Here is a 22,875-nt window from a genome sequence, read left to right as displayed (position 1 = left end):
AACCGCCTTTCAGTCTTCGGGGGCGACGGTCACGGCCAAGCCGTCGAAGCTGGCAGACCAGGGAATCTGGCAGGAAAGCCGCGAATTCGCCTGCCGATGGCTGGAACTGTCGAGCAGGTCATTCTCGTCCTCACTCATCGGCGGCAAGGCCGCGAGACGATCTTCCTGCACATAGATATGGCAGGTCGCGCAGGAGCAGCAGCCGCCGCACAAGGCAAAGGCATCGTCGACGCCGTTGTCGCGTAGGACTTCCATCACCGACAGGCCTTCTTCGCCCGAAACGTCCTTTTGCTCGCCTTCGCGCGTCGTCACATGCAGGATCGCCACTCTCATTTTCCCCTTTGATGAAGGTCGGCCGCTTCAACGGGCCACATAGGCGCGCCAGCCACCCAGCGCGGTGATGTCTTCGGCGCCCTCGGTCGCGCGCGGCTCGGCAACGAAGCCCTTGACCATGCTGCCGTCGGCCAGCGTCACCGTGCCGATGGCGAGTGGCGGCGGCACTTCGGCGACGAAGCTGCCGAACGCCGCCATGTCGAGCTCGTAAATTTCGATCGGGATCGATGCGCCATCGTCGGCGTGGACCAGCGCCGGCTTGGGCGGCGTGCTCTCCATCGCGTAGAGGCGATAGGTCGGCGCGGTCATCGCCTCGCCGACGAAGGCCGCGTCGCGCGAGGTGAGCTGCCAGTGCAGCGGCATGTCCTTGAGGTGCGCGCCGACCACGGCCAGCTTCACGGTTTCCATTCGTCCCTCCATGTCGAGCGCCGGGGGTGCCGGCACGGGAAACAGCGCTGTTGCCGCGTCGAGCAGCGCGCGATCGGTGCCTGCGGGACCGATCAGCGTAACGCCGAAGCCGACGCCGCTGGCATAGGCCCCGGCGGGCACCGCGATCGCCGCCATGTCGAGCAGGTTCACGAAATTGGTGTAGGCGCCGAGATGGGCGTTGAGCGCGATCGGCGAGGCGAGCATCTCGGCAACGCGATAGCTGGTCGGCGCGGTGGGCAGCAGCAGCAGGTCGATCTCGCGCCACATCGCCTCGGCGGCGCGGGCCAGCTCGGCAAGACGATACTGGCCATTGAAGGCATCCACGGCGCTATAGTCGCGCCCCGCCTCGACGATGGCGCGCACAGTGGAGTGAACTGCCTCGGGGTGATCGTCGAGGATGGTTTGCAAAGCGGCGGTGCGCTCGGCGACCCAGGGGCCGTCATAGAGCAGGCGCGCGGCTTCGCTGAGCGGGGCCAGGTCGATCTCGACCAGCTCGGCATCGAGCCGGGCAAGCGCGCGATCGTAGAGGGCGCCGGACTCGATATCGCCGAACCACTGGCGCTGGTCGGCGCGCGGGACGCCGATCCGCCGCGCGGCACGCGGCATGTCGGCCAGATCACGCGAGAGCGTGTCTTGCCAGTCGAAGCCCGCCACGACCGAATCGACCAGCCCGGCGTCGCTCGCGGTGCCGGCGAACACGGTGATGCAATCGAGCGTCCGGCACGCCGGGACGAGTCCGTGCGAGCTCCACCGGCCGCGCGACGGTTTGAGCCCGATAAGATGGTTGAAGGCGGCGGGCACGCGCCCCGATCCCGCCGTATCGGTGCCGAGGGCGAAAGCGACGAGGCCGGCGGCGACCGCGACCGCCGAGCCCGAGCTCGATCCGCCGCTGATCCAGGCGCGATTATAGGCGTTGCGCGGGATGCCATAGGGGCTGCGGGTGCCGTTGAGCCCGGTGGCGAACTGATCGAGATTGGTCTTGCCGACCGGGATCGCGCCGGCCGCGACCAGCCGCTCGACGACCGTCGCCGATGCGGGCGGCGCGTAAGCGAAAGCGGGGCATCCGGCGGTGGTGTCGAGGCCGGCGACGTCGATATTGTCCTTCACCGCGAAGGGCACGCCGGCCAGCAGCAGCGTCTCGCCCGCTGCGATGCGCTTGTCGACACGCGCCGCCATGGCGCGCAACGCATCGGCATCGAAGCGAGAGATCCACACGGCGGGCTGGAGCGCATCATAGGCCGCGAGGCGATCGAGCACTTCCTCGATCACCGCAACGGCGCTGCGGCGGCCGGCAAGCACGTCGCCAGCGATCGCTTCCGCCGACAGGCGATCGAGCGCGATCACGCGCGCACCAGCGCCAGCATCGCCGCACCGGGCGACACGGTCTGCCGTTCCGCGACGAAAATCTCCGCGATCGTGCCGGCGGCCGGGCTGGTGACCGGAAGCTCGGTCTTCATCGCCTCGATCACCGCGATCGTCTCACCGGCGGTGACTTCATCGCCGGGCGCCTTCATCAGCTTCCAGATACTGCCGCCGAACGGCGCCTCGATCAGCTCCGCGCCATCGGGCAGCGCGACCGCGTCGGCGGCGTCGTCATCCGCTTCCTCGATCAGGCTGGCGACGCGATCGAATTCGCCGCGGCGCGCCCATTCCTCGCGCTCGGCAGCGAAGGCAGCGTTGCGGCGCGCCTCGAACGCGGCGATCGACGCGGCGTTTTCTTCCAGGAACGCCCGGTAATCGGCAAGCCTGAACTCGGTTTCCTCGATTTCGATCGTCCGCCGGCCGAGCGGGAAGTCGCGGCGCCACTCGTTCAACTCGCCGTGACTGACCGGGAAGAAGCGAACCTGGTCGAAGAAGCGCAGCAGCCAGGGCTTGCCGTCGGCGAAGGCCTCGGTCTGCCGATAGGTGTTCCACACCTGGATGGTACGGCCGAACAACTGGTATCCGCCCGGCCCTTCCATGCCGTAGATGCACATATAGGCGCCGCCGATCCCGACGACGTTGGGCGGCGTCCAGGTGCGCGCCGGGTTGTATTTGGTCGTGACGAGCCGATGGCGCGGATCGATCGGCGTGGCGACCGGCGCGCCGAGATAGACGTCGCCAAGCCCGTAGACGAAATAGCTCGCGTCGAACACGGTGCGGCGGACGTCGTCCGCGCTGTCCAGCCCGTTCACCCGCCGGATGAACTCGATATTGTCCGGGCACCAAGGCGCATCGTCGCGCACCACCGCCATGTAACGATCAACCGTCTGGTGGATGGCTGGATCGTCCCAGCTCAGCGGCAGATGGACGATTCGCGACGGGATGACGAAATCATCGAGCTCGCCCAGGTCTTCCTCAATCGCCGTCAACCGATCGAGCAGCGCCGCCTCGCGCAGCCGCACGCCATCGAAATGCACCTGAAACGAGCGGATGCCGGGCACGATGTCGATGATGCCAGGCAGGTTCAGTTCGGCGAGCGCGGACGTCGCGCCATGGACGCGCAGGCGCAGTTCGAGGTCGAGCGTGATCGGGCCATATTCGACCAGCAGGTTGCGGTCGCCCTGCCGGCGGTAAAGCACGCGCGGGCGCCGGCCCTGCTCGGGCAATTCCTGCAGGATGGCGTCGGCGTCACCGAACGGCCCGCGCCTGGCCGGTGCCGCGGCAACCGCGCGACCTTCGATCCATGCGTTCTCGGCGATGCTCGCCGCCTCGGCCTCGGCAAGATCGACCTGTTCGAAGCGAATGCGGTCGCCGGCGGCAAGCTGGCCGATCTTCCACAAATCCGCCGCGATCACCACGAACGGGCAGACGAAGCCGCCCAGCGACGGCCCGTCGGGACCGAGGATGATCGGCATGTCGCCAGTGAAATCGATCGCGCCGATCGCATAGGGGTTGTCGTGAATGTTCGACGGGTGGAGCCCCGCTTCGCCGCCGTCGGTGCGCGCCCAGTGCGGCTTGGGGCCGACCAGGCGGACGCCGGTGCGGTTGCTGTTGTAATGCACCCGCCAGTCGGCGGAGAGGATCGTCTCGATATCCTCCGGCGCGAAGAAATCGGGCGCGCCGTGCGGGCCATAGAGCACACGCACCGTCCAGTCCGGGCCGAGCCTCGGCTGGTCGACGCTGCGCCGTCCCGGCACCACCGCCGGCGGATGAAGCGCGAGGTGGAGTGTGTCGCCCGCGCGCAGCCGCCGCCCGCCATGCCCGCCGAATTCACCGAGATCGAAGGTGCTGCCGCTGCCGAGATAGCTAGGCACGTCGAGCCCGCCGGCGAACAGGATATAGCCGCGCATCCCGCCGCCGGTGACGCGGCCGAGGCTGAGCGTCTGCCCTTCGGCAACGGCGATCGGCTGGTTGCGCTCCACCGGGCGTCCATCGAGCGTCGCGCCGAAATCGGCACCGGTCAGGCAGATGCGGGTCACATGGTTGAACACCAGGGTGGGCCCGGTCGCAGTGACTTCCAGCCCGGCGGCATCGGATGGATTGCCGAGCAACTGGTTGCCGAGGCGAAAGGCGCGCGCATCCATCGGACCCGATGGCGGCACGCCAACGTCCCACAGGCCGATACGGCCGGGATAATCCTGCACGCTGGTCGCCGCCCCGCCCGACTGGACGATGATGCTGCGCGGATGATGCGCGATCGAATCGAGCAGCCGCGTCGATACCTTGCCCGACAGGAAATCGGCGCTCTGCGCGACATCGCGCAGCCAGCGCAGGTTGGTCTCGATCCCGGCGAAGCGCGTCTGCCCGAGCGCCGCCTGCATCTTCGCCAGCGCGGTTTCGCGGCTCGATCCGTGGACGATCAGCTTCGCCAGCATCGGATCGTAGAAGGGGGAGACGGCCGTGCCGCTTTCCACCCACGTCTCGGCCCGCGCGTCAGCGGGAAAGGCGACGTCGGTCAGCATGCCCGATGCCGGGCGGAAATCGAGCATCGGGTCTTCGGCATAAAGCCGCGCCTGGATCGACCAGCCGTTCGGCGGCGGCACCGGCGCGTCGAGGAAAGCAAAATCCCCCGCCCCGCCGCGCACCATCCACTCGACCAGGTCGACGCCGGTCACTTCTTCGGTGACGCCATGCTCGACCTGCAGCCGCGTGTTGACCTCCAAGAAGAACCAGTCCTCACGTTCGGCATCATAGAGGAATTCAACCGTGCCGGCCGAGCGATAACCGGCAGCGACGCCGAGCCGGATCGCGGCATCGGTCAGCTCGGCGCGGATGCGATCGGGCAGGTTGGGCGCCGGCGCCTCCTCGATCACCTTCTGGTTGCGGCGCTGGAGCGAGCAATCACGCTCGCCGAGCGCCACCACCTTGCCGGCGCCGTCGCCGAAAATCTGCACCTCGATGTGGCGCGCGCGCGGCACGAAGCGTTCAAGGAACAGCCCCGCATCACCGAAATTGCCGGCGCCCAGCCGCGCTACCGCGGCATAGCCCTCGCGCACCGCGCGGGCATCGTTGCATACGCGCATGCCGATGCCGCCGCCGCCCGCGGTCGCCTTGAGCATCACCGGATAGCCGATCTGCTTCGCCGCAGCGATGGCCTCCTCGGGATCGGCGAGCAGGCCGGTGCCGGGCGCCAGCGGCACGCCTTGCGCCTCGGCGAGCGCGCGGGCGCTGTGCTTCAGGCCGAAGGAGCGGATATTGGCCGGGGTCGGCCCGATGAAGGCGATGCCAGCTGCTTCGCACGCCTCGGCGAATTCGGCATTTTCCGACAGGAAGCCGTAGCCGGGGTGGATCGCTTGCGCGCCGGTTTCCCGTGCGGCGGCGAGGATACGCTGGACGTCGAGATAGCTCTCGGCCGCCGGCCCCGGCCCGATTCGCACCGCCACATCGGCTTCGGCGACGTGCCGCGAGGCCTCGTCGGCGTCGGAGAACACCGCGACCGAGCGGATGCCCATCCGCTTCAGCGTGCGGATGATCCGACATGCGATCGCCCCCCGATTGGCGACCAGGACCGTGCCGAATGTCATGCCGCGACGATCATCCGCACCGGCGTCGGATCGAAGCCATTGCAGGGGTTGTTCATCTGCGGGCAGTTTGACACCACGACCGTCACGTCCATCTCGGCGCGCAGGTCGACCGTCAGGCCCGGCGCCGAAATGCCGTCGACGATGCCAAGAGCGCCATCGGCTTCCACCGGCACGTTCATGAAGAAATTGATGTTCGAGACGATGTCCCGCTTGCCGCGCCCGGCGCGCAGATTGGCCTCGAGGAAATTATCGACACAGGCATGGTGCGACTTGGTGTGATGGCCGTAGCGCAGCGTGTTCGATTCGCACGAACAGGCGCCGCCGATCGTATCGTGATAATCGACCGCGGTATCGGTGATCGTCATCATCGGGCGCCCCTCGTTCGAGAGCAGGACGCTGCCGGTGCGCAGGAAGATGTTGGCTTGCGCGGCAATCGTGTCCTGCGCGCTGTAGCGTTCGGCGTCGTCATCGGCGGCGTAGAGCAGGAAATCGACCGACTGATTGCCGCCGAGATCGACGATGCGCAGCGTTTCGCCGGCATTCACGCGGTGCATCCATGGCGCGCGTGCTGGCACCACTTCATCATGGACAACGGCACCGGAAAGCCCGGCGAGATAGGAATCTTCGGTTGTCATCGGCGGTAGAGATCCTCGGTGTTGAGGAAGGCGCGCTGCCCCTCGGGCGTCGCGTTGCGGATCGGGTCGGTTTCGGCGGTTATCGGCCCGCGCCATGCGGTGGCTCGCAACGGCGTCACGCTCCACGACCGGGTGTCAAGCACATGCGGACAATTGGCGATCACCACGATCAGCGCCATCTCCGCGCGCAACACCAGCGAGCGGCCGGGCGGGAACGGGCCGAGCTGCGGCTCGATCGCGCCGTCGGCGCCGATGCGCACGCCCTTGAACAGGTTGAGGCAGGGATGAACGTCGCGGCGGCCGAGCCCGTGCTTGGCGGTGCCGAGCAGCAGGCGATCACGCGCGTTGGGGAAATCGCCCGAATTGCGGCCATCGCCGTAGCGTTTCCTGTTGGACGCCGCGGTGGAGGCGCCGCAAAAGGCATCATGCGTGCCCGCCTCGTCCTGCTCGATGCTGGCGAGAACCCGCCCCATGTCGGAAAGCAACAGGCTCCCCTGCCCCGGATAGGCGTTCCACTGCACCTTCAGCGTGTCGGCGACGTTGAGGCGCTCGGTCGGCATGTTGGCATTGAACAGCAACAGCGAAGCGCAGGCGTCGCCCTGCAGGTCGATCAGGCGCACCCGCGTGCCACGGGCGATCGCGCGGGACGCATAGCCCCCGGCGGCGATTGTCTCTTCCCACACCAGGTCGTCCGGCGCGACGGCTTGCGGCAGGTCGTCGGCACGCGGCGGCAACACCGGCATCGCCTCGACGACGGTTCCCGCCATCGCCCGCGCATGATCCCGCGCGGCGTTGGGATTGGCCAGCGCCGCGCTCATGCCGTTTCGCTCCGTAACGCGGCCGCGCCAAGCTCCTGTTCATGGAGCGGCGGCAGCAGCGCGGTGGTGGTGAACAAGCGAAGCTGCTGCACGCCGCGAACCTTGCGCATCGCATCGCACAGGCTGCGCAAGCGCGCCGGCGGCCCCTGCACCAGCAGCACCTCGAGCGACTGGTCATCCTCGAGGAAGACGTGCTGCGAGGAGATCACTTCTTTCAGATATTCGGCCTGGGTCTGCGCCAGTTGGTGGCGGACCCGCCCCATGTCGCCGCGATAGACCAGCGTGATCGTGCCCGCGAGCATGTCTTCGGGATGCTCGTCGGCGCCATGTGCGGCGAGCTCATCGCGGATCAACTCGGCAATCAATTGCGATCGCGACGGCAGGCCGCGCTCCTCGACCATGGCATCAAGCTGACGGGACAGTTCGGCCGGCAGGCTCATGCTGAGCCGCGCCAGGCTGGCGGGCGGTGTTTCCTTCATGACGGCAACTCTCATTGTTATTACCGATTCTGTCAATCGTAATACTAGCTTTATTCGGCAATTTTTTCCTGCGGTTTGGCCCGAAGTGCGAGGTCGTAGACGGCGGTCGCGCCGAAACGGTGCGGCGCGTGCGGATCGATGCGGCGCTTGTCGAATGAGAGGATGCGCGTGCCCAGCTTGAACGCCTCACCGATGTCGTGCGTCACCATCAGCACGGTCAGTTCGTGCTCGCTCCACAAGCTCAGGATGAGCCGGTGCATGTCTTGCCGGATACCGGGATCGAGCGCGCCGAACGGCTCGTCGAGCAACAGCACGCGCGGTCGCGCCATCAGCGCCTGCGCGATCGCAAGGCGTTGCTGCATCCCGCCCGAAAGCTGCGCCGGATAAAGGTGCAGCGCATCGCCGAGGCCGACTTCGGTCAGCATCGCCTCCGCCTCTGCCTCCGCCTCGCGCCGCGCCCGGCCGAACAGCCGCGCGGTGAACGGTGCCGCGGCGAATTCGCGATTTAGCATCACGTTGCCAAGCGCGCTCAGGTGCGGGAAAACCGAATAGCGTTGGAAGACGATTCCGCGATCGGGGCCGCATTCGGCCGCCAGCGCCGCGCCGTCGAGCAGAATGCGGCCGCGGGTCGGCGCTTCCTGGCCCAGCACCAGGCGCAGGAAACTGCTCTTGCCCGCGCCCGAGGGGCCGACGATCGAGACGAAGCTCCCCGCCGCGATCGCCAGGTCGACATGCTCGAGGACGACCTTGTCGCCATATTCGAGCCAGACATTCTCGAACGAGAGCAGCGGTTCGCTCATCGCGCCCCCGCATGCGCCCAGGCGAAGGCCCGCCGGCTCAATTGCATCAGCGCGAAATCCATTGCGATCGCGAGCAACGAAATCCACGCGACATAGGGAATGATGATGTCCATCGAGAGATAGCGCCGCACCAGGAAGATGCGGTAGCCGAGCCCGACATCGGAGGCGATCGCCTCGGCCGAGATGAGATACACCCAGGCCGGGCCGAGCGAGAGGCGCAACCCGGCAATCAGCCGCGGCAGCGCCTGTGGCAGCGCGACACGCAGCGCGAGCTGCCAGCTACTCGCGCCCAATGTCTGCGCCTTGATGAGCTGCTCGCGCGGGATCGTCGCGACATGATCGGCGAGATCGCGGATCATGAATGGCGTGATGCCGATCACGATCAGCGCCACCTTGGCGGTTTCGCCCAGGCCGAAGGCGATGAACAGGATCGGCAGCAGCGCAATCGGCGGGATCACCGCGATCGTCGTGACCAGTCCGCCCAAGGTCGCGCGCGCCGCCGGCAGCACCCCGAGCACCATTCCGACCAGCAACGCCGACAGCGTGCAAATGCCGAGCGCCAGCCCCAGCCGTTCGAGGCTCGCCATCGTATCCGCCCAGAAAATCAGCTTGCCGCTCAGCGGATCGGCGCTGGTCAACAGGCCGTGCATCGCCGTCGCCATGGCGCCGGGGGTCGGCAACACCTTGTCCGACGGATTGGCCGCGTGCCGGCTGGCCGACGCGATCACATAGACGAGAACGATCAGCAGCAGCGGCACGGCACCGAGCACCGTCGATTGGCGGCGGCCGGGCCTGATATTCACCCAACGCATAGGCAAGACCTCGCCGTCATGACGTTACGGACGAAAGGTTCGCTGATGCGCACGCTCAGAGCTTGCCCACCGCCGCTTGCTCCATGAAGGTCGGATCGAACCGCAGCTTCACATTGGCGCTGCTGCCGAGCGTCTTGCCGCCAGGGAAGGCGATGCCGATCGCATCGGCGGAGGCCGCGCCCGGCCCGAACAGGCCCTTCGAATAGCTGAAGTCGCGCACCTTGGTCATCGTATCGACCAGCGCCGGCGCCTTCATCGCGGCGACCGCTTCTTGCGGCTTGGTGTAGAGATAGGTGGTGCGCAACTGCGCATCGAACGCCTCGGGCGTCGTGCCCGCCATCTTGGCCATCGCCGCGCGGGCCGCCGCGCCCTCGGCGTCCTGCCGCTGCATCAGCGTGATCGTATCGTACCAGATGCCGGCGAGCGCCTTGCCGAGATCGGGGTTGGCCTTGAGCGTAGCGGTGTCGACGCACAGCAAGTCGAGAATCTCGCCGGGGATCTGGTGCGAATCGAACACCAGCTTGGCGCCTGGCATCTTGGTGAGCTCGGTAAGCTGCGGGTTCCACGTGACCGCGGCCGTCGCGGCCGGGTTCGAGAACGCGCTGACGATATCGGCGTCGGAGGTATTCATCGTCTTGACGTCCGAAAGCTGCAGCCCGACCGTCGAGAGCGCGCGCGCCAGCAGATAATGCGACACCGAAAGCTCGACCATGTAGACCGTGCGGCCCTTGATGTCGGCAAGGCCGTTCGCGTCCTTCAGCACGATGCCGTCATTGCCGTTCGAATAATCGCCCAGGATGATCGCGCTGGTGTCCTTGCCGCCGGCGGCGGGGATGGTCAGCGCGTCCATGTTGGTGACGGTGACGCCGTCGAGCTTGCCGGCGGTGTATTGGTTCACCGATTCGACATAGTCGTTGACCTGCACGAAGTTGATCTTGAGGTGGTATTTGTCGGCCCACTTCTTCACGATCCCAGCCTTCTGGGCATAGGGCCAGGGCATCCATCCGGCATAGATCGACCAGCCGATGTTGAAGTTCGTGCGCTTGGCGGCCGCTTGCTGAGACCCGCTGCTGCATGAAGCCACGATCAACATCGCGGCGGCCGCGATCGCGAAACGCGCTTTCGACACCCAGCTACCCATTGTCACCCCCTTGATCGGCCAACGACTGTTGCAATGCAGCACGAATATTACGTTTGCGCAAGTGAGTAATACCGTCTACATCAGTTTCATGATGCTTGTCACGCCGTTTCGTGTCGTGAATCGCATTGCTGCAATGCGTCATTCAGGCACGCTGCTCGCTGCCGCCCTGCTGCTCGGCGGCGCTGCGTCGCCATCGCATATCGGCCCGCGTTTCGCGCCATGGATCAACGGCACGAAGCCGGATGAGCCGGCAACCCAGGTGCAGCGAATCGGCCCCGACACGATCGTCGTCCGACAGTCGGTCGAAACCAATTTCGAGGCGCCGTTTCTCTATCTGCTCTTCGGCGACCGGCAGGTGCTGCTGCTCGATACCGGCGCGGGCGGGCTCAAGATACGACCCACGATCGACCGGATGATCGCCGACTGGCGCGTGCGCCATCACGGCCGGCCCTTGCATCTGATCGTCGCACACACCCATGCCCATGGCGATCACCACGCCGGCGACGACGAATTCCGTGATCGGCCGGATACCGAGGTAATCGGCCTCGCGCCCGCCGATGTTGCCGCGTTCTTCCATATCACCGATTGGCCGCGCGAGATCGGCCATTACGATCTCGGCGGCCGCACGATCGACATCATCCCGACCCCAGGCCATGAACCGTCGCACATCATGATCTATGATTCGCGCACGCGGCTGCTGTTTTCCGGCGACATGCTGTATCCAGGGCGCCTCTACTTTCCGGCCGATCAACTCGATACGTTCCGTGCCAGTGCCGATCGCCTCGCGGCCTTTGCCGCCACGCACCGCATCCGCGCGGTGCTCGGCGCGCATATCGAGATGACGACGACGCCGGGCCAGGATTTCCCGATGAAGGCCGCCGCGCACCCGCACGAACATCCCCTCGCGCTGCCGCCCGCGGCGATCGACGAATTGCAACGGGCAGCGGCCGGCGAGCCATCACCGCCCGTCATCGATCGCCATGCCGATTTCATCCTATATCCGCTGGCGCCGAGGCCGCGCCGTTGATCGGCGATCGCCCGCCGGCGCCCGCCGACCGATCAATCCTCGCCGGAGGTCGGTACCGGCCACCAGGTCAGCGTGTGCTGGTCGTGCGCCGTCGTCCACACTCCGTCCGGCGAATAGCGCAATCCGCCGCTACCGACGTCCTTGCCGACCCGCGCCAAAATGGCGAGCGACCGGGGATCGATCTCGACGAAGGTCTGGCCGGTCGTGGTGCGCAACCACACCTTGCCGCCGCCCACATCGATATCGCCATATTTGAGCGTTTCGGAGACCTTCACCCGGTCGGAGACCTTGCCGGTCGCCGGATCGATGCGGGCCACCGTGCCGTCGCCTTGTTCCTGCACCCACACCGCGCCCTCGCCGGCGGCGAGAAACCCCGGCTCCTTGCCCAGCTTGGTCCGCTTGACGACCTTGTTCGTCGCGGGGTCGATCTTCTGGAGCAATTGCCGGTCGGCGCTCACTGCCCACAGCGCGCCGAGGCCGAACGCGAGGTAATGACTGTCAGGCGCGACCTTGATCGTGGCGATGACCTTGTTGGTCGCCGGGTCGACACGCGCGATCCCGCCCTTGGGGTCGCTCGGCACCCAAATCGATCCGGCACCGGCGACGACGTTCAGTTCGCCGCGGCTGCCGATCCCGGTGGCAATCGTCGCGGACCGGGTCGCGCTCTCCAGGTCGATCCGCTCCAGCGTCTTGTCCTGGCAATCGGCGACCCACAGCGAGCCCGATGCGATCGCCATCGCGCCACACGGATGATCCATGGCGACGGCGGCGAGCTTGCCCTTGCGGGACCAATGTTCGACGCGTCCCCGGTTCGTCACCCAAACGGTCGCACCATCGACGGCGATGAAGTCGGCGAAGCCGGGCACGGACATTTCCTGTTCGCCCGCAACGGCGCCCGACGCTGCCGTCGCCGCGCCGCAGCCGCCGATCACCGCGGCAATCATCGGCGTGACATAGCTGAACAGGATTTTCTTCATCGTGCTTTTCGCCCCCGATATTGTTGCGAGATCAGGCTAGGCGCGGCGAAACTGCCGACCGATACGTCAAATGCCCCCTGCCTGGATGCCTGTCGCGCCTCCTTTGCCGGGAGCCACGCTCGCGGGCGAAGGCGATTGACAGCGCGGCGTGCCGTGCCGGAGAGAGCGGGGCCGTATCGGAGGACGCCTTGCCCGATCTGATCGCCCGGAAAAGCCCCCAGGGCGAGCCGACGACCAGCGCCGCATCGCGCGCCGGCGACCGGGCAGTCTTAGCGGCGATCGTCGTCTTCGTCGTCATTGCCGCCCTGGCGCTCTACCTGGCCGTTCCCGGCGACGCGGTGGCGCCGATGCGGGTCGGCGCAGCGGCGGCGATAGTGCTGCTCGGCGGGGCGGTTGCCTTGCTGTTCACAAGGGCAAATCGCCGCCACCGCACCGCGGCGCTTCGTGCGGAAGATCGAACGGAAGCACTGACGGCCGAGATCGCAGCACAATTGGCAAGCCGCTCCGAATTGGAGCGCGCCCAGGAGGCCGCAGAAGCAGCCAACGCCGCCAAGACGCGATACCTGGTGGCAGTGAACCACGAAATCCGCTCGCCGCTCAACGCCATCTACGGCTATGCCCAATTGCTCGAGCGCGACGGCACGATTTCCGCCGTCGAGGCGGGCGGCGTCATCCGCCGCTCGGCCGAACATCTCGCGAACCTGGTCGAGAGCCTGCTGGAAATCTCGCGGATCGAAAGCGGCACGGTCAAGCTGCGCAGCGATGTCGTCCAGCTTCCCGCCCTGCTCGACGACGTGGTCGACATGTTCCGGATGCAGGCGAAGGCGAAGGGTATCGAGCTACGGTACGAGCCCGCGGGCCGCTTGCCGCGCTTCGTGCGGACCGATGAGAAGCGGCTTCGCCAGATCCTCATCAACCTGCTGTCGAACGCGATCAAATATACCATCGCCGGCAGCGTGACGCTCTCGGTCGCCTATCGCAGCCAGGTAGCGGAAGTGGCCATCACCGATACCGGGATCGGCATCGCGCCGGAGGATCTGGAGCGGATATTCGAGCCGTTCGAGCGCGGCAGCTCGGCGGAGGCGGCGCTGCAGCCCGGCGTCGGTCTGGGGCTTGCGATCACGCGGATGCTGGCGCGGGTGCTGGGTGGAGAGATCACCGCGGCCAGCACGCCGGGCATCGGCAGCTGCTTCACGCTTCGCCTGTTCCTGCCCGAGCCCGCCTCCCCGCCCGGCGATGTCGCGACGCGCAGCCGCATCACCGGCTACGCGGGCTCGCGCAAGACGATATTGGTGGTCGACGATCAGCAATCGCAGACCATCGTCCTCGAAAATTTGCTGCGGCCGATCGGCTTCGATGTTTTTACCGCATCCAACGGCGCCGAGGGGCTGGCGCTCGCCGAACGCTGCCTTCCCGATCTGGTGCTGCTCGATATTCAGATGCCGGGCATCAGCGGATGGGAAACCGCGACCCGCCTCCGCGCAGCCTATGGCGATGCGATTCGCATCGTCATGGTCTCCGCCAACGCGCCCGAAATCCATCGATATGACGAAGACGCGCCACCCCATGACGCGTTCGTTTCCAAGCCGGTGGACCTGGAAGCCCTGCTTGCCGTGGTCGGCCGCGTGTTGCGCCTCGACTGGGAAACGGCGAACGATCCGCCGCGGCGCGCAGTTGCCGCGCCTCCTCCTCCCCTCCCCGCCTCGGCCGACAAATGGCTTACGCAGCTACGCCGCCTGGCGAAGGTCGGCCACATCCGAGGCGTCGAGGCGACGCTCTCCGAGCTCGAAGAGAACGTGCCGGAAAGCGTCGGCGCTGTCGCCGCAATGCGCTATCATGTGAACAATTTCGATCTCGGCTCGCTGATGAGGATGCTCGATGATGGCCAGCTCAACTAGCGCGGCGCTCGCCGGCGCTGCGGCCACCGTACTGGTCGTCGACGACACGCCGGAATCGCTGCGCTTCCTCACCACGGTGCTCGAAGGGGCGGGCATCACCGTACTCATCGCGATCGACGGATCGGCGGCGCTCGATCTGCTCGAGCACGTCACGCCCGATCTTATCCTGATGGACGCTGTGATGCCGGGGCTGGACGGCTTCGAGACCACCCGCCGGATCAAGGCCGATCCGCGTTTTCGCCATCTGCCGGTCATTTTCATGACCGGGCTCACCGAAACCGAGGACGTCGTGCGCGGCCTCGAAGCGGGTGGCGTCGACTATGTCAGCAAGCCGATCGTGATCGACGAGCTGCTCGCGCGCGTGCGGATCCACCTCGCCAACGCGCGCGTGACGCAGGGCAGCCACACCGCGCTCGACGAGAATCGCCGACCCGCCTTCGCGGTCGACGGGCAAGGGGTGCCGCGCTGGTTCACCCCGCTCGCGTCGGAAATGCTCGAGCGGCTCTTCCCCGGCTGGACCGGGCGCGACGGCGATCTCCCCGATCCGCTGGCCGCGCCGCTCAAACGGCTGCTGGCAGGCGAGCCGGCGGTAGACCGGATCGCGCTGGAGGTCGGCGACAGCAAGCTGGGATGCACGCTGTTGCGGCGAACCGATGGCGACGAATGGCTGTTCCGACTCAGCGAGCAGCGCGATCAGGATCAAGAGCGGCTACTCGCCGAACGCCACGGGCTTACCTCGCGCGAAGCCGAAGTGCTGCTGTGGATCAGCCGCGGCAAGCAGAATCGCGAGGTGAGCGAAATTCTCAACATCAGCCCGCGTACCGTGAACAAGCATCTCGAGCAGATCTTCCAGAAGATCGGGGTCGAAAACCGCGCTTCGGCGGCCGCCATCGCGGTCGGCACGCTCAACGGCTGAGGCGGGAGGTGCGCGAGGATGACAGCCGGGACATCGGTCTAGCACGCGAGGCGCTGGCCCGCGGTGACATGGCGACCGTCCAGCGCCTCGCGCAATCGCTGACCGAGCGCACGCCCGACGAGCCCGAAGGCCATTTCCTGCTCGCGCTCGCGATGGCGGCCACCGGACGGGTCGGCGCGGCGGTGGCGCAATTACAGTCAGCCGTCGCGCTGGCGCCGCGCGGCGAATATCGCGCCCAGCTCGCGCGCATGCTGGTCATGATGCGGCGTGACGCGGAAGCCGCGGCGGTGCTCGCCGCGGTCGAAACCGATCCGCCCGACGATGCGCTCAGCCGTGACACGATCGGCTGCGCTTACGCACGGCTGGGCAATCACGAGGCGGCCCTGCCCCATTTCGACGACGCAGTGCGGCGCGCGCCGGACCGGACCGACTTCCGATACAATCGTGCCGCGACGCTCAGCTTCCTCGGCCGCGCCGAGGATGCTGAGGCCGAGCTCGAAACGCTGATCGCAGCCGCGCCCGGAGAGTCGCGCGCGCATCACCTCCTTAGTGGGCTGCGGCGTCAGACGGCGGCGCGCAATCACGTCCCCCGGCTGCGCTCGTTGTGCGCGCAGGCGACGGCGGACCGCGATCGTCTGCTGCTCGGCCATGCCCTGGCCAAGGAACTCGAAGATCTCGGCCGGGCACAGGAGGCGTTTGCCGCTCTGTCGTCGGCCAATGGCGCGCATCGTCGAGCCTTGCCTTACGATTTCGCGCGCGACGCCGCGGTGTTCGATGCGATCGAGGCCTGTTGGGCGACCGATGCCGGTCCGGCCCCCGGCGCGCCGGTCGATCGGGCACCGATTTTCGTGATCGGGATGCCGCGCACCGGCACCACGCTGGTCGATCGCATCCTTTCCTCGCACCCCGAAGTGGAGAGCGCCGGCGAATTGCAGGCGATGCCCCTCGCGCTGAAGGCCGCAGCCGCGACACGATCGCGCACCGTGCTCGATCCGGATACCATCGCTGCCGCCGCGCGCGCGAACCCGGCGGCGATCGGCAGCGACTATCTCGACCGCGCCCGCCCACACCGGCGAACCGGCACGCCGCGCTTCGTCGACAAGTTTCCCGGTAATTTCCACTATGTCGGCCCGATCGCGCGGGCCTTGCCCAACGCCGCGATCGTCTGCCTGCGGCGTCACCCGCTCGATACCGTGCTCAGCAACTTTCGCAACCTGTTCGCGATCAGCTCGCGCTATTATGACTATAGCTACGATCTGGCTGATATCGCGGCTTATTATGTCCGTTTCGATCGACTGATGGCCGCCTGGCGCCGGCTGCTACCGGGCCGCGTGCTCGAAATCGGATATGAGGCGCTAGTCGCCGATCAGGAAGGGGAGACGCGCCGACTGCTCGCGCATTGCGGGCTCGACTGGTCGGTGCGCTGCCTCGAATTCCATACCAACGCCGCGCCGGTTTCGACGCCAAGCGCGGCGCAGGTGCGGCGCCCCATCTATACCGACAGCATCGCACGCTGGCGCAATCATGAAGAGGCCCTGGAGCCTGCCCGCCGCCTGATCGAGGCGGCAGGCATTCCCATCGATTGACGCCGGGCGGCGCGGCTATCGGCTCAATAGTGAATACGGAAATCGATGCCCACGCGACGCGGCGTCAGCACACCGCGCGCATAATAGCGCTCGACCACGTCGGTGCGGACCAGATTGTACGACGACAGGTCGTTGCTCACCGAGGTTACCGCATATTTGTCGGTCAGGTTGTCGGCGAACAGCCCGATCTCGAAGCGATCGGTGATATAATTCACCGAGGCGCTGTGAGTGATGTAGTGCGGGATCACCTCGCCATTGCCGCGCAGGCCGACCCGCGAATAGATGTCGCCGTGATATACCGAGGCCCAGGTCGCCTGGATCTTGGCGCCATTATCCAGCGGATAGGTGTAGATGATCCGGCCGGTCGCCGAATTCTTGGCCGATCCCGGCAAGCGGTCGCCCGCCTCGGCATCGTATCGCACGCCCTGGCTCACCACCAGGCCGGCGACCCCCGTGGTCAGATGCGCGTCGACATAGGAATAGGTGCCGATCATCGTCAGATTCGGCGTGACCCGCAGCGTGCCCTGAACATCGAAGCCCTTGGAAACCGCGTCGGCACCGTTCACGGTAATGCCGATCGCGCCGTTCACCGTCTGGCTGGGCACCTGCACGCCGGTCCAATCGATGTGATAGGCGTCGATCGTGAATTGCAGGCGCCTGTCGAACAGGCTGCCGCGCACGCCGATTTCCTTGTTGCGCGTCTTGTCCGGGCCATAGAACAGCTCGTTCGGCAACGCGCAAAGCACCTGCTTGCCTTCCGCCGCTCTTTGCAAATCTTCGGGCGTGCACGCCACCACATGGTTGGCGCCGCCCACGCGATACCCGGTCGAATAGGTGAAGTAAGCGAGCAGATTGTTGCTGAACTTGTAAGAGGTATTCGCCTTCCAGACGACACCGTCCTTTGATGCGGTTCCGGTCTTTATCCGGGTCGGGAGAACCGTGTCCGCCGGATAATCGTCAACGCCGATGCCCAGCAGCGGCAGAGCCGATCCGCCGGACGACATCACGTCGTATTTGAAATAGCGGATGCCGCCGGTCACCTGCCACTTGTGGGTTATGTGCAGCGTGCCTTCGCCATAGACCGCCTTCTCCTTGTTGACGTTGTTGACCTGCGAAACATATTCGAGGTTGTCGGGTCGATCGACGCCCCAATAGCCGTCCCATTGAGCAAAGCCCGGCGTATATTCATGGCGGTGGGACTTATATTTCTGGCGATTGTAGAACCCGCCGATCACCCAGTTGAACGGCCCGCCGTGAGTCGAAACCAGCCGCACCTCCTGGTCGAACTGGCGGGTGGTCGATTCATTGTGGGCATAAGAGGAGAATTCGGGGAACGCCTCATAGCCATAGTCGAGGTCGAGCAGCAGATCGGTATTGTCATCGGTGCTGTGGTTCGTCTGCTTCGTATAGGCGGTGGTGCTGACGAGCTGGGCGAAATTGAAGAAATTGAGATAGACCTCGGCCGAGAAAAGATCCGATTTACGTTTGCTCGGCTCGAGATAGCGCCACGGCCCCTCATAATTGCCGGTGCCGAGCACGCCGGCGCCATTTGCCTGGCGTCCGTCGGTCTTGGTCGTCTGGTGGGCGTAGGTAAGGTACGCCTTGAAGTCGGGATTGTACTCGAGCAGCAACTGGTTGCGCGTGGTGAACGTGTGCTCGAAATTGACGTCTTTGCGACGCTTGAAATTCTGCCCATAATCGGTGGTATCGCCGAACGAGCCCGTCGAACCGGCCGTGGCGCGAACCGGCTGGGGATCGGAAACACCCGGATTCTGCAGCAGGTGCGTATAATCGATGAAGCCGGGATTGTCATAATAGCCAGTCGCGGATCGCAAGGCGATATGATCGGTCACGATCGGCAGATTGACGGCGATGTCGCCATTCACGCCGAAATCGTCGGAATGCGATTCGGCGAAGCCGCGGCCGTGAAGATCGATCGACAGACGGTCGGCGTTCGGCCGGTTGGGGATGTAGCGCACCGCGCCCGCCAGCGTGCCGAGGCCGTATAGCGTGCCCTGCGGCCCCTGCAGCACTTCCACGCGATCGATATCGATCAGCTTGAAGTCGAGATAGAGCGGCACCTCGCCGAGATAGACCCCGAGCGCGTCGTTGCTGTTCGCGCCGGAAACGCTGGTGTCGCCCGAGGAAATGCCGCGCAGGATGATGTTGCCGGTCGATTTCGGCCCGGTATCCGCCACCGTGACGCCGGGCGTGAACGCGGCAAGAGACCGGATGTCATCCAGCCGCTGGTCCTGAATCATCTCCTGCGAAGCCGCGCTGATGTTGATCGGCGCGTCCTGCAGCGTGGTCCGCCGGCGACTGCCGGTCACCACGATCTCCTGCGTGGCTCCGCCGGTGGAGGCGTTTGCGTCGGTCGTCGTGGTCGACGCCGTATCCGGCGCGTCCTGCGCCAGTGCGGGCGTTCCCGCGACGCCGATCAGCGTGGTCGCACCCAACAAGCTCGTGCGAAAGAGTCGTACTGCCATCCCTGCCCCCGTTTCTCTAAAACTGTTTCTCCCGGGGCATCCTTCCTGTGCCGGCCGCCTCGAACGGGGGCCCTTTCGTTATTACAGATTTGTAGATTTTTATGATCGCGGACATGGGGTATTTGACGTAACCGTGACAAAGCCCGGTTCCGCGGCGGCAGCGCGACTACGTTAAACGACCAATTCCGCGGCCGGGCGCAGCGACGTATCCGAACGCCATGGCCGCTTTTTTCCGAACATCAGGACACGCCGGCTGGGCCGGCTTGCTACTCGTCGGCGCCGTGACCGCGGCGCCCGCATCGGCGGCAAGCGCACCGAAAGCGCGGCTGGTTCATTGCGGCGAACAGACCTGCCTACGCCTCTCCGGCCACCGGTCGAGCCGGGCAGTTGCGATCAGGATCGGCGAGCAGACGCTCGCCGTTGAGGGCGGCCGCTCCTGGCGGGTTACCGTTCCCCTCGAAACCGCGCGCCGCTGGCCTGGCGCGTCCGGGCCGATGCTGACGCTCGCGCTGATCGACCGCCGGACGGGAAGCGAAAGCACCGATCGCGTCGAACTGCCGCCGGGCGCGCTCGGCCGGCAGGTCGAGCTCGCGACATTGATGGTCTACCCGCGCTGACCGGCGGGCGATCTACCCCGATACTTGTCAACACCATGCGCCGCTCCTACCTGAAATGCACCTGATCGACGCAGAGCGACAGGCCACGCAGGATTAGGAGATGATGATGAAAATGGTTCTTGCGCCGCTTGTCGCGGTTCTGCTGGCGGCACCTGCCGTTGCCGCATCCGGCGACAATCCCTTTTCGGCCGACAGCGCGGTGCTCAACCTGCGCGGGATCGATCTCACCACCGTGGAAGGCCAGCAACGGCTCGCGATCCGAATGGATCAGGCCGCGAGTGCCGTCTGCGGCGAGGGCATGGATTCGATCCACCTGGCGCTCGGCGCTCAGGCGCGCGCCTGCCACGCGGATGTGATCGCCGATATCAAGAGCCGCATCGCCACCGCGACGGCGGCGCGGACTGCCCCCGAAGCGACGCAGATCGCCGCGCTGCGCTAAGCCGCGCGACCGCCAACCGGGGGAAGCGCGGGCTCGCGGGTCATCGTTGATCGCGAGCCGCGCAACCGCTTGGCGAAGTGCGATTTGATCAACCGGTCTTCGAGGATGCGCCCGCCGACATAGAGCGCGGCGAAGATCGCGGCAAAGACATAGGCGGGCGTCGGCGAGGGCTTCTTGTCGCGCTTCCCGCCTTTGTCGGCATCCTTTTTGTCGGGCTTCTCGGGCGCGGGGGCGCCGAGAAACTTGTCGATCGGATTCAGCGGCACGATCTTTTTGTCCTTGTCCTTCTTCGCGTCCGCGCTTTTGTCGGACGCGTGTTCGGTCTTGGCCTGATGCTGCCCCAACATGACGGTGAATTGCGCGATGCCCAGGAACAATAGCGGCGCCAGAAAGCAGGCCAGCAGGGCCCGGCTGGTGAGATGATAGCGCAGCACGGCGCCGCTCGTGCCTCGTTCGATCCGCAAGGTGCCGTCGTCGAAAATCGACATCTTGTCCTGGGCGGCCTGATCCTTCTTCTGGAACACCAGCATGTCGTTCGATCGCTCGAAGCTGGTGTTGGGCTGGCGAAACAGCGGCTCGAGCTTGCCGAAGGCGTCATCGCTCGATTGCCCGGGGGCGAGCGCCACGCTGCCCCTGATGTGCCAGATCCAGTCGATCAAACGCATGTTCACATGATTATCCTATGATCGATGTCGCGTTTGTCGCGGCCCTCATTGCGATGCTGGCGACCAAGCCCGGCGATCGGCCAGCCCTCACTCGGCCGGCATCACCATGGCGCCCGGCCGCGCGAATTTTTCCTTCAGCGTCTTCCATGCCTCGGTGAAGGGATAGGTCATCTGTTCGCGGATCGACATGCGGCGTCCGCCTTCCATGCCGAGAAGCTCGGCCTCGCCATCGACGCAGGTGCCGAAGATGCGATCGATGAAGATATAGGTTCCGGCGAAGTTGCTGCGGCTCGCTTCATAGTCGCGCGAATGGTGCACGCTGTGATGCTCGGTGGTATTGAACAGGAACCGCCACCACCGGGGCGTATTGAAGCGCACGTTGATGTGCATATAGCTACCCACCGACATGCCGATCGCGCCGGCCAACAGGAAGGCGCGCGGCACGAAATCGAAGAAGCCGCCGATACCCAGGCCGATCAGGAACAACTCCACCGGATTGCCAACCGCGCCTTTGTTGATGTTCATCTGCGTGATGTAGTGATGCACCGAATGCGGCAGCCACAGCGGATACCAATTGTGCATCCCGCGATGCATCCAATATTGCCCGAAATCGAAGATGAAAGAGATCAGAAAGGCCTGCACCAGTAGAGGCAGGCTGGTGAACCATGCGAACTTGTCCCAATGGAACAGATGCTGGATGGCTTCGACCATCACCGAGCTGCCGATATAGCTGTCGACGATCCGCAACACCGTATAGCCGAGCCCGACGTAGAACAGATCGGTGACCAGTTCCTTCCAGGTCAGCCGCCAGCTGTCGTAACGCGGGTTTACCCACTCGAGCGACAGCAGCAGCAGCTTGAAACCGATGCCGATGCCGATTGCGGTCGAAGCCTTGGCGATCGAATTGGGCGCGTAATACCAAAACAGGATCGCCGCGAACAACACGGTAGGCTGGAACCAGGTGAAGATGAACTGTTTCACGGGGCCGCCTTCGACGCGCCCGATATTCTCCCAACCCACGATCACCGGTGAATCGGCGCCGATGATCCTCTTGCCTACGCGAATGCCGTCCATCTTGTCCCCGCGATAATCAAGTTGCGGTGGCAAGATGTCCGAAGTCCGGCAGCAGCGTTATACGTCATCGAACGTATACTCGCTCCTCCGCGTCGGCTGCGAAGGGCCCGCCGTCGGAGGCGGCGGCCCGATTTAAAGCACCGCCGGCACGCGCGAAGATCGATAGCGACGACGATCGCGCGATTTTGCACTGGCGGCGTCAATCACGGGATCAGGTGCGGCGCGCCAAAACGACGGTTGGCGAGCCGACGCGCTCGGCCCGATCATCCAGCGCCGCGCCGCTCCCGCGCCAGATCCAGGCTGATCGCTTTGACGGTATCGGGCCCGAAAGCGGCAAGTAGCGGCATCAGTTCATCCCGTTTTGCGGCGATCAATCTTGCAATGCCCGGCGCCATGCTCTCGCCCGTGCCGAAATGCCCCAACACACGCTCGATCTCGACGAGCAATGCTGCTTCTTTCGTCGAATAGAGATGGCCGCGCCCATCACTCCATGCCTGCACCGCACGCACAGGAATGTCGGATTCGCCGTCGGTCATACGCTACGCCCCACTGTTTGCCCCCCCGGCTCCAACGAGCTTCCGGCGCAAGCGCGTGCCGTCAAGTGGCACGAGACGAAGCGAGGCATTCTTTACAATGTTTGACCTGCCCTCCCCGTTTCATGACCCAGCCCTATTCGAGAAATCGCTCTGCCCCGGCCGAAGCCGAAATCCTTCGCCGGATCGGCACCGTCGCCGAACGCGAGGCGCCAACCGGCGCAGCGCACACCCGCGCACCTAACCAAGCGGCTTCTTCAATTA

At 65.7% G+C, this 22,875-nt stretch carries 20 protein-coding genes; 6 read left to right on the top strand and 14 right to left on the bottom strand.

From position 1 onward, the window contains the following. Nucleotides 1-9: 9 nt before the first annotated feature. Genes K7G81_RS04300 through K7G81_RS04260 form a run of 9 tightly spaced genes read right to left on the bottom strand, consistent with a single transcriptional unit; the run spans nucleotide 10 to nucleotide 10,393 of the window. Nucleotides 10-327 carry a 2Fe-2S iron-sulfur cluster-binding protein gene (locus K7G81_RS04300; protein WP_223029546.1) on the bottom strand — a complete coding sequence of 106 codons (318 nt, stop codon included), beginning with the start codon at nucleotides 325-327 and terminating at the stop codon, nucleotides 10-12. Between the two features lie 33 nt (nucleotides 328-360). After that, nucleotides 361-2,106, bottom strand: a complete 1,746-nt coding sequence (gene atzF / locus K7G81_RS04295; protein ID WP_223029545.1) for an allophanate hydrolase — start codon at nucleotides 2,104-2,106, stop codon at nucleotides 361-363. Then, nucleotides 2,103-5,708 (bottom strand): urea carboxylase, encoded by a 3,606-nt coding sequence (uca, locus tag K7G81_RS04290; RefSeq protein WP_223029544.1) that lies wholly within the window; start codon nucleotides 5,706-5,708, stop codon nucleotides 2,103-2,105. Before uca ends, atzF begins: the two co-directional genes overlap by 4 nt. Then, on the bottom strand, nucleotides 5,705-6,343 hold the full coding sequence (locus K7G81_RS04285; RefSeq protein ID WP_223029543.1) for an urea amidolyase associated protein UAAP2: 639 nt from the start codon (nucleotides 6,341-6,343) through the stop codon (nucleotides 5,705-5,707). Before K7G81_RS04285 ends, uca begins: the two co-directional genes overlap by 4 nt. Further along, nucleotides 6,340-7,161: an urea amidolyase associated protein UAAP1 gene (locus K7G81_RS04280; protein ID WP_223029542.1), complete on the bottom strand. Its 822-nt coding sequence runs from the start codon at nucleotides 7,159-7,161 to the stop codon at nucleotides 6,340-6,342. Before K7G81_RS04280 ends, K7G81_RS04285 begins: the two co-directional genes overlap by 4 nt. Further along, nucleotides 7,158-7,640: a CopG family ribbon-helix-helix protein gene (locus K7G81_RS04275; RefSeq protein ID WP_223029541.1), complete on the bottom strand. Its 483-nt coding sequence runs from the start codon at nucleotides 7,638-7,640 to the stop codon at nucleotides 7,158-7,160. Before K7G81_RS04275 ends, K7G81_RS04280 begins: the two co-directional genes overlap by 4 nt. Before the next feature lie 50 nt (nucleotides 7,641-7,690). Next, nucleotides 7,691-8,440 (bottom strand): ATP-binding cassette domain-containing protein, encoded by a 750-nt coding sequence (locus tag K7G81_RS04270; RefSeq protein WP_223029540.1) that lies wholly within the window; start codon nucleotides 8,438-8,440, stop codon nucleotides 7,691-7,693. Continuing rightward, on the bottom strand, nucleotides 8,437-9,252 hold the full coding sequence (locus K7G81_RS04265; protein ID WP_223029539.1) for an ABC transporter permease: 816 nt from the start codon (nucleotides 9,250-9,252) through the stop codon (nucleotides 8,437-8,439). The genes K7G81_RS04270 and K7G81_RS04265 overlap by 4 nt, the downstream gene beginning before the upstream one ends. Nucleotides 9,253-9,307: 55 nt before the next feature. Then, entirely contained in the window at nucleotides 9,308-10,393 is a 1,086-nt protein-coding gene (locus tag K7G81_RS04260; protein WP_223029538.1) for a putative urea ABC transporter substrate-binding protein, read from the bottom strand. A gap of 133 nt (nucleotides 10,394-10,526) precedes the next feature. Between K7G81_RS04260 and K7G81_RS04255 the strand changes: the two genes are divergently transcribed. Next, entirely contained in the window at nucleotides 10,527-11,420 is an 894-nt protein-coding gene (locus K7G81_RS04255) for an MBL fold metallo-hydrolase (RefSeq protein ID WP_223029537.1), read from the top strand. Nucleotides 11,421-11,452: 32 nt separating this feature from the next. On the opposite strand, the gene K7G81_RS04250 is transcribed toward K7G81_RS04255, so the two are convergent. Further along, on the bottom strand, nucleotides 11,453-12,397 hold the full coding sequence (locus K7G81_RS04250; RefSeq protein ID WP_255586605.1) for a Vgb family protein: 945 nt from the start codon (nucleotides 12,395-12,397) through the stop codon (nucleotides 11,453-11,455). Between the two features lie 188 nt (nucleotides 12,398-12,585). Here K7G81_RS04250 and K7G81_RS04245 point away from each other — a divergent pair, with 188 nt between their 5' ends. The 3 genes from K7G81_RS04245 to K7G81_RS04235 all read left to right on the top strand — a co-directional run bounded on the left by K7G81_RS04245 (nucleotide 12,586) and on the right by K7G81_RS04235 (nucleotide 16,797). After that, nucleotides 12,586-14,295 carry an ATP-binding response regulator gene (locus tag K7G81_RS04245; RefSeq protein WP_255586604.1) on the top strand — a complete coding sequence of 570 codons (1,710 nt, stop codon included), beginning with the start codon at nucleotides 12,586-12,588 and terminating at the stop codon, nucleotides 14,293-14,295. Next, a complete protein-coding gene (locus tag K7G81_RS04240) occupies nucleotides 14,276-15,211 on the top strand; it encodes a response regulator transcription factor (protein ID WP_255586603.1) in 936 nt (311 codons plus the stop codon). Before K7G81_RS04245 ends, K7G81_RS04240 begins: the two co-directional genes overlap by 20 nt. A 68-nt stretch (nucleotides 15,212-15,279) precedes the next feature. Further along, nucleotides 15,280-16,797 (top strand): sulfotransferase family protein, encoded by a 1,518-nt coding sequence (locus K7G81_RS04235; RefSeq protein ID WP_439649531.1) that lies wholly within the window; start codon nucleotides 15,280-15,282, stop codon nucleotides 16,795-16,797. Between the two features lie 23 nt (nucleotides 16,798-16,820). Here K7G81_RS04235 and K7G81_RS04230 read toward each other — a convergent pair whose 3' ends face one another. Further along, nucleotides 16,821-19,283: a TonB-dependent receptor gene (locus K7G81_RS04230; RefSeq protein ID WP_223029535.1), complete on the bottom strand. Its 2,463-nt coding sequence runs from the start codon at nucleotides 19,281-19,283 to the stop codon at nucleotides 16,821-16,823. Nucleotides 19,284-19,501: 218 nt separating this feature from the next. Here K7G81_RS04230 and K7G81_RS04225 point away from each other — a divergent pair, with 218 nt between their 5' ends. Both K7G81_RS04225 and K7G81_RS04220 read left to right on the top strand, forming a co-directional pair. Then, entirely contained in the window at nucleotides 19,502-19,900 is a 399-nt protein-coding gene (locus K7G81_RS04225) for a hypothetical protein (protein WP_223029534.1), read from the top strand. A gap of 100 nt (nucleotides 19,901-20,000) precedes the next feature. Continuing rightward, entirely contained in the window at nucleotides 20,001-20,339 is a 339-nt protein-coding gene (locus K7G81_RS04220) for a UrcA family protein (protein WP_223029533.1), read from the top strand. On the opposite strand, the gene K7G81_RS04215 is transcribed toward K7G81_RS04220, so the two are convergent. From K7G81_RS04215 to K7G81_RS04205, 3 genes are all read right to left on the bottom strand, one after another. Beyond that, nucleotides 20,336-21,004, bottom strand: coding sequence for a hypothetical protein (locus K7G81_RS04215; protein WP_255586718.1), 669 nt, complete (start codon nucleotides 21,002-21,004; stop codon nucleotides 20,336-20,338). The genes K7G81_RS04220 and K7G81_RS04215 overlap by 4 nt on opposite strands. A gap of 87 nt (nucleotides 21,005-21,091) precedes the next feature. After that, nucleotides 21,092-22,078, bottom strand: coding sequence for a sterol desaturase family protein (locus tag K7G81_RS04210; protein WP_223029531.1), 987 nt, complete (start codon nucleotides 22,076-22,078; stop codon nucleotides 21,092-21,094). Nucleotides 22,079-22,341: 263 nt separating this feature from the next. Next, on the bottom strand, nucleotides 22,342-22,614 hold the full coding sequence (locus K7G81_RS04205) for a hypothetical protein (RefSeq protein WP_223029530.1): 273 nt from the start codon (nucleotides 22,612-22,614) through the stop codon (nucleotides 22,342-22,344). Nucleotides 22,615-22,875: the final 261 nt, after the last annotated feature.

The sequence above is a fragment of the Hephaestia mangrovi genome (assembly GCF_019880555.1).
GTDB classification, from domain to species: Bacteria; Pseudomonadota; Alphaproteobacteria; order Sphingomonadales; family Sphingomonadaceae; genus Sphingomonas; species Sphingomonas mangrovi.
Note: the sequence above shows the minus strand (reverse complement) of the source record. Positions and strands in the feature narration are given on the sequence as shown.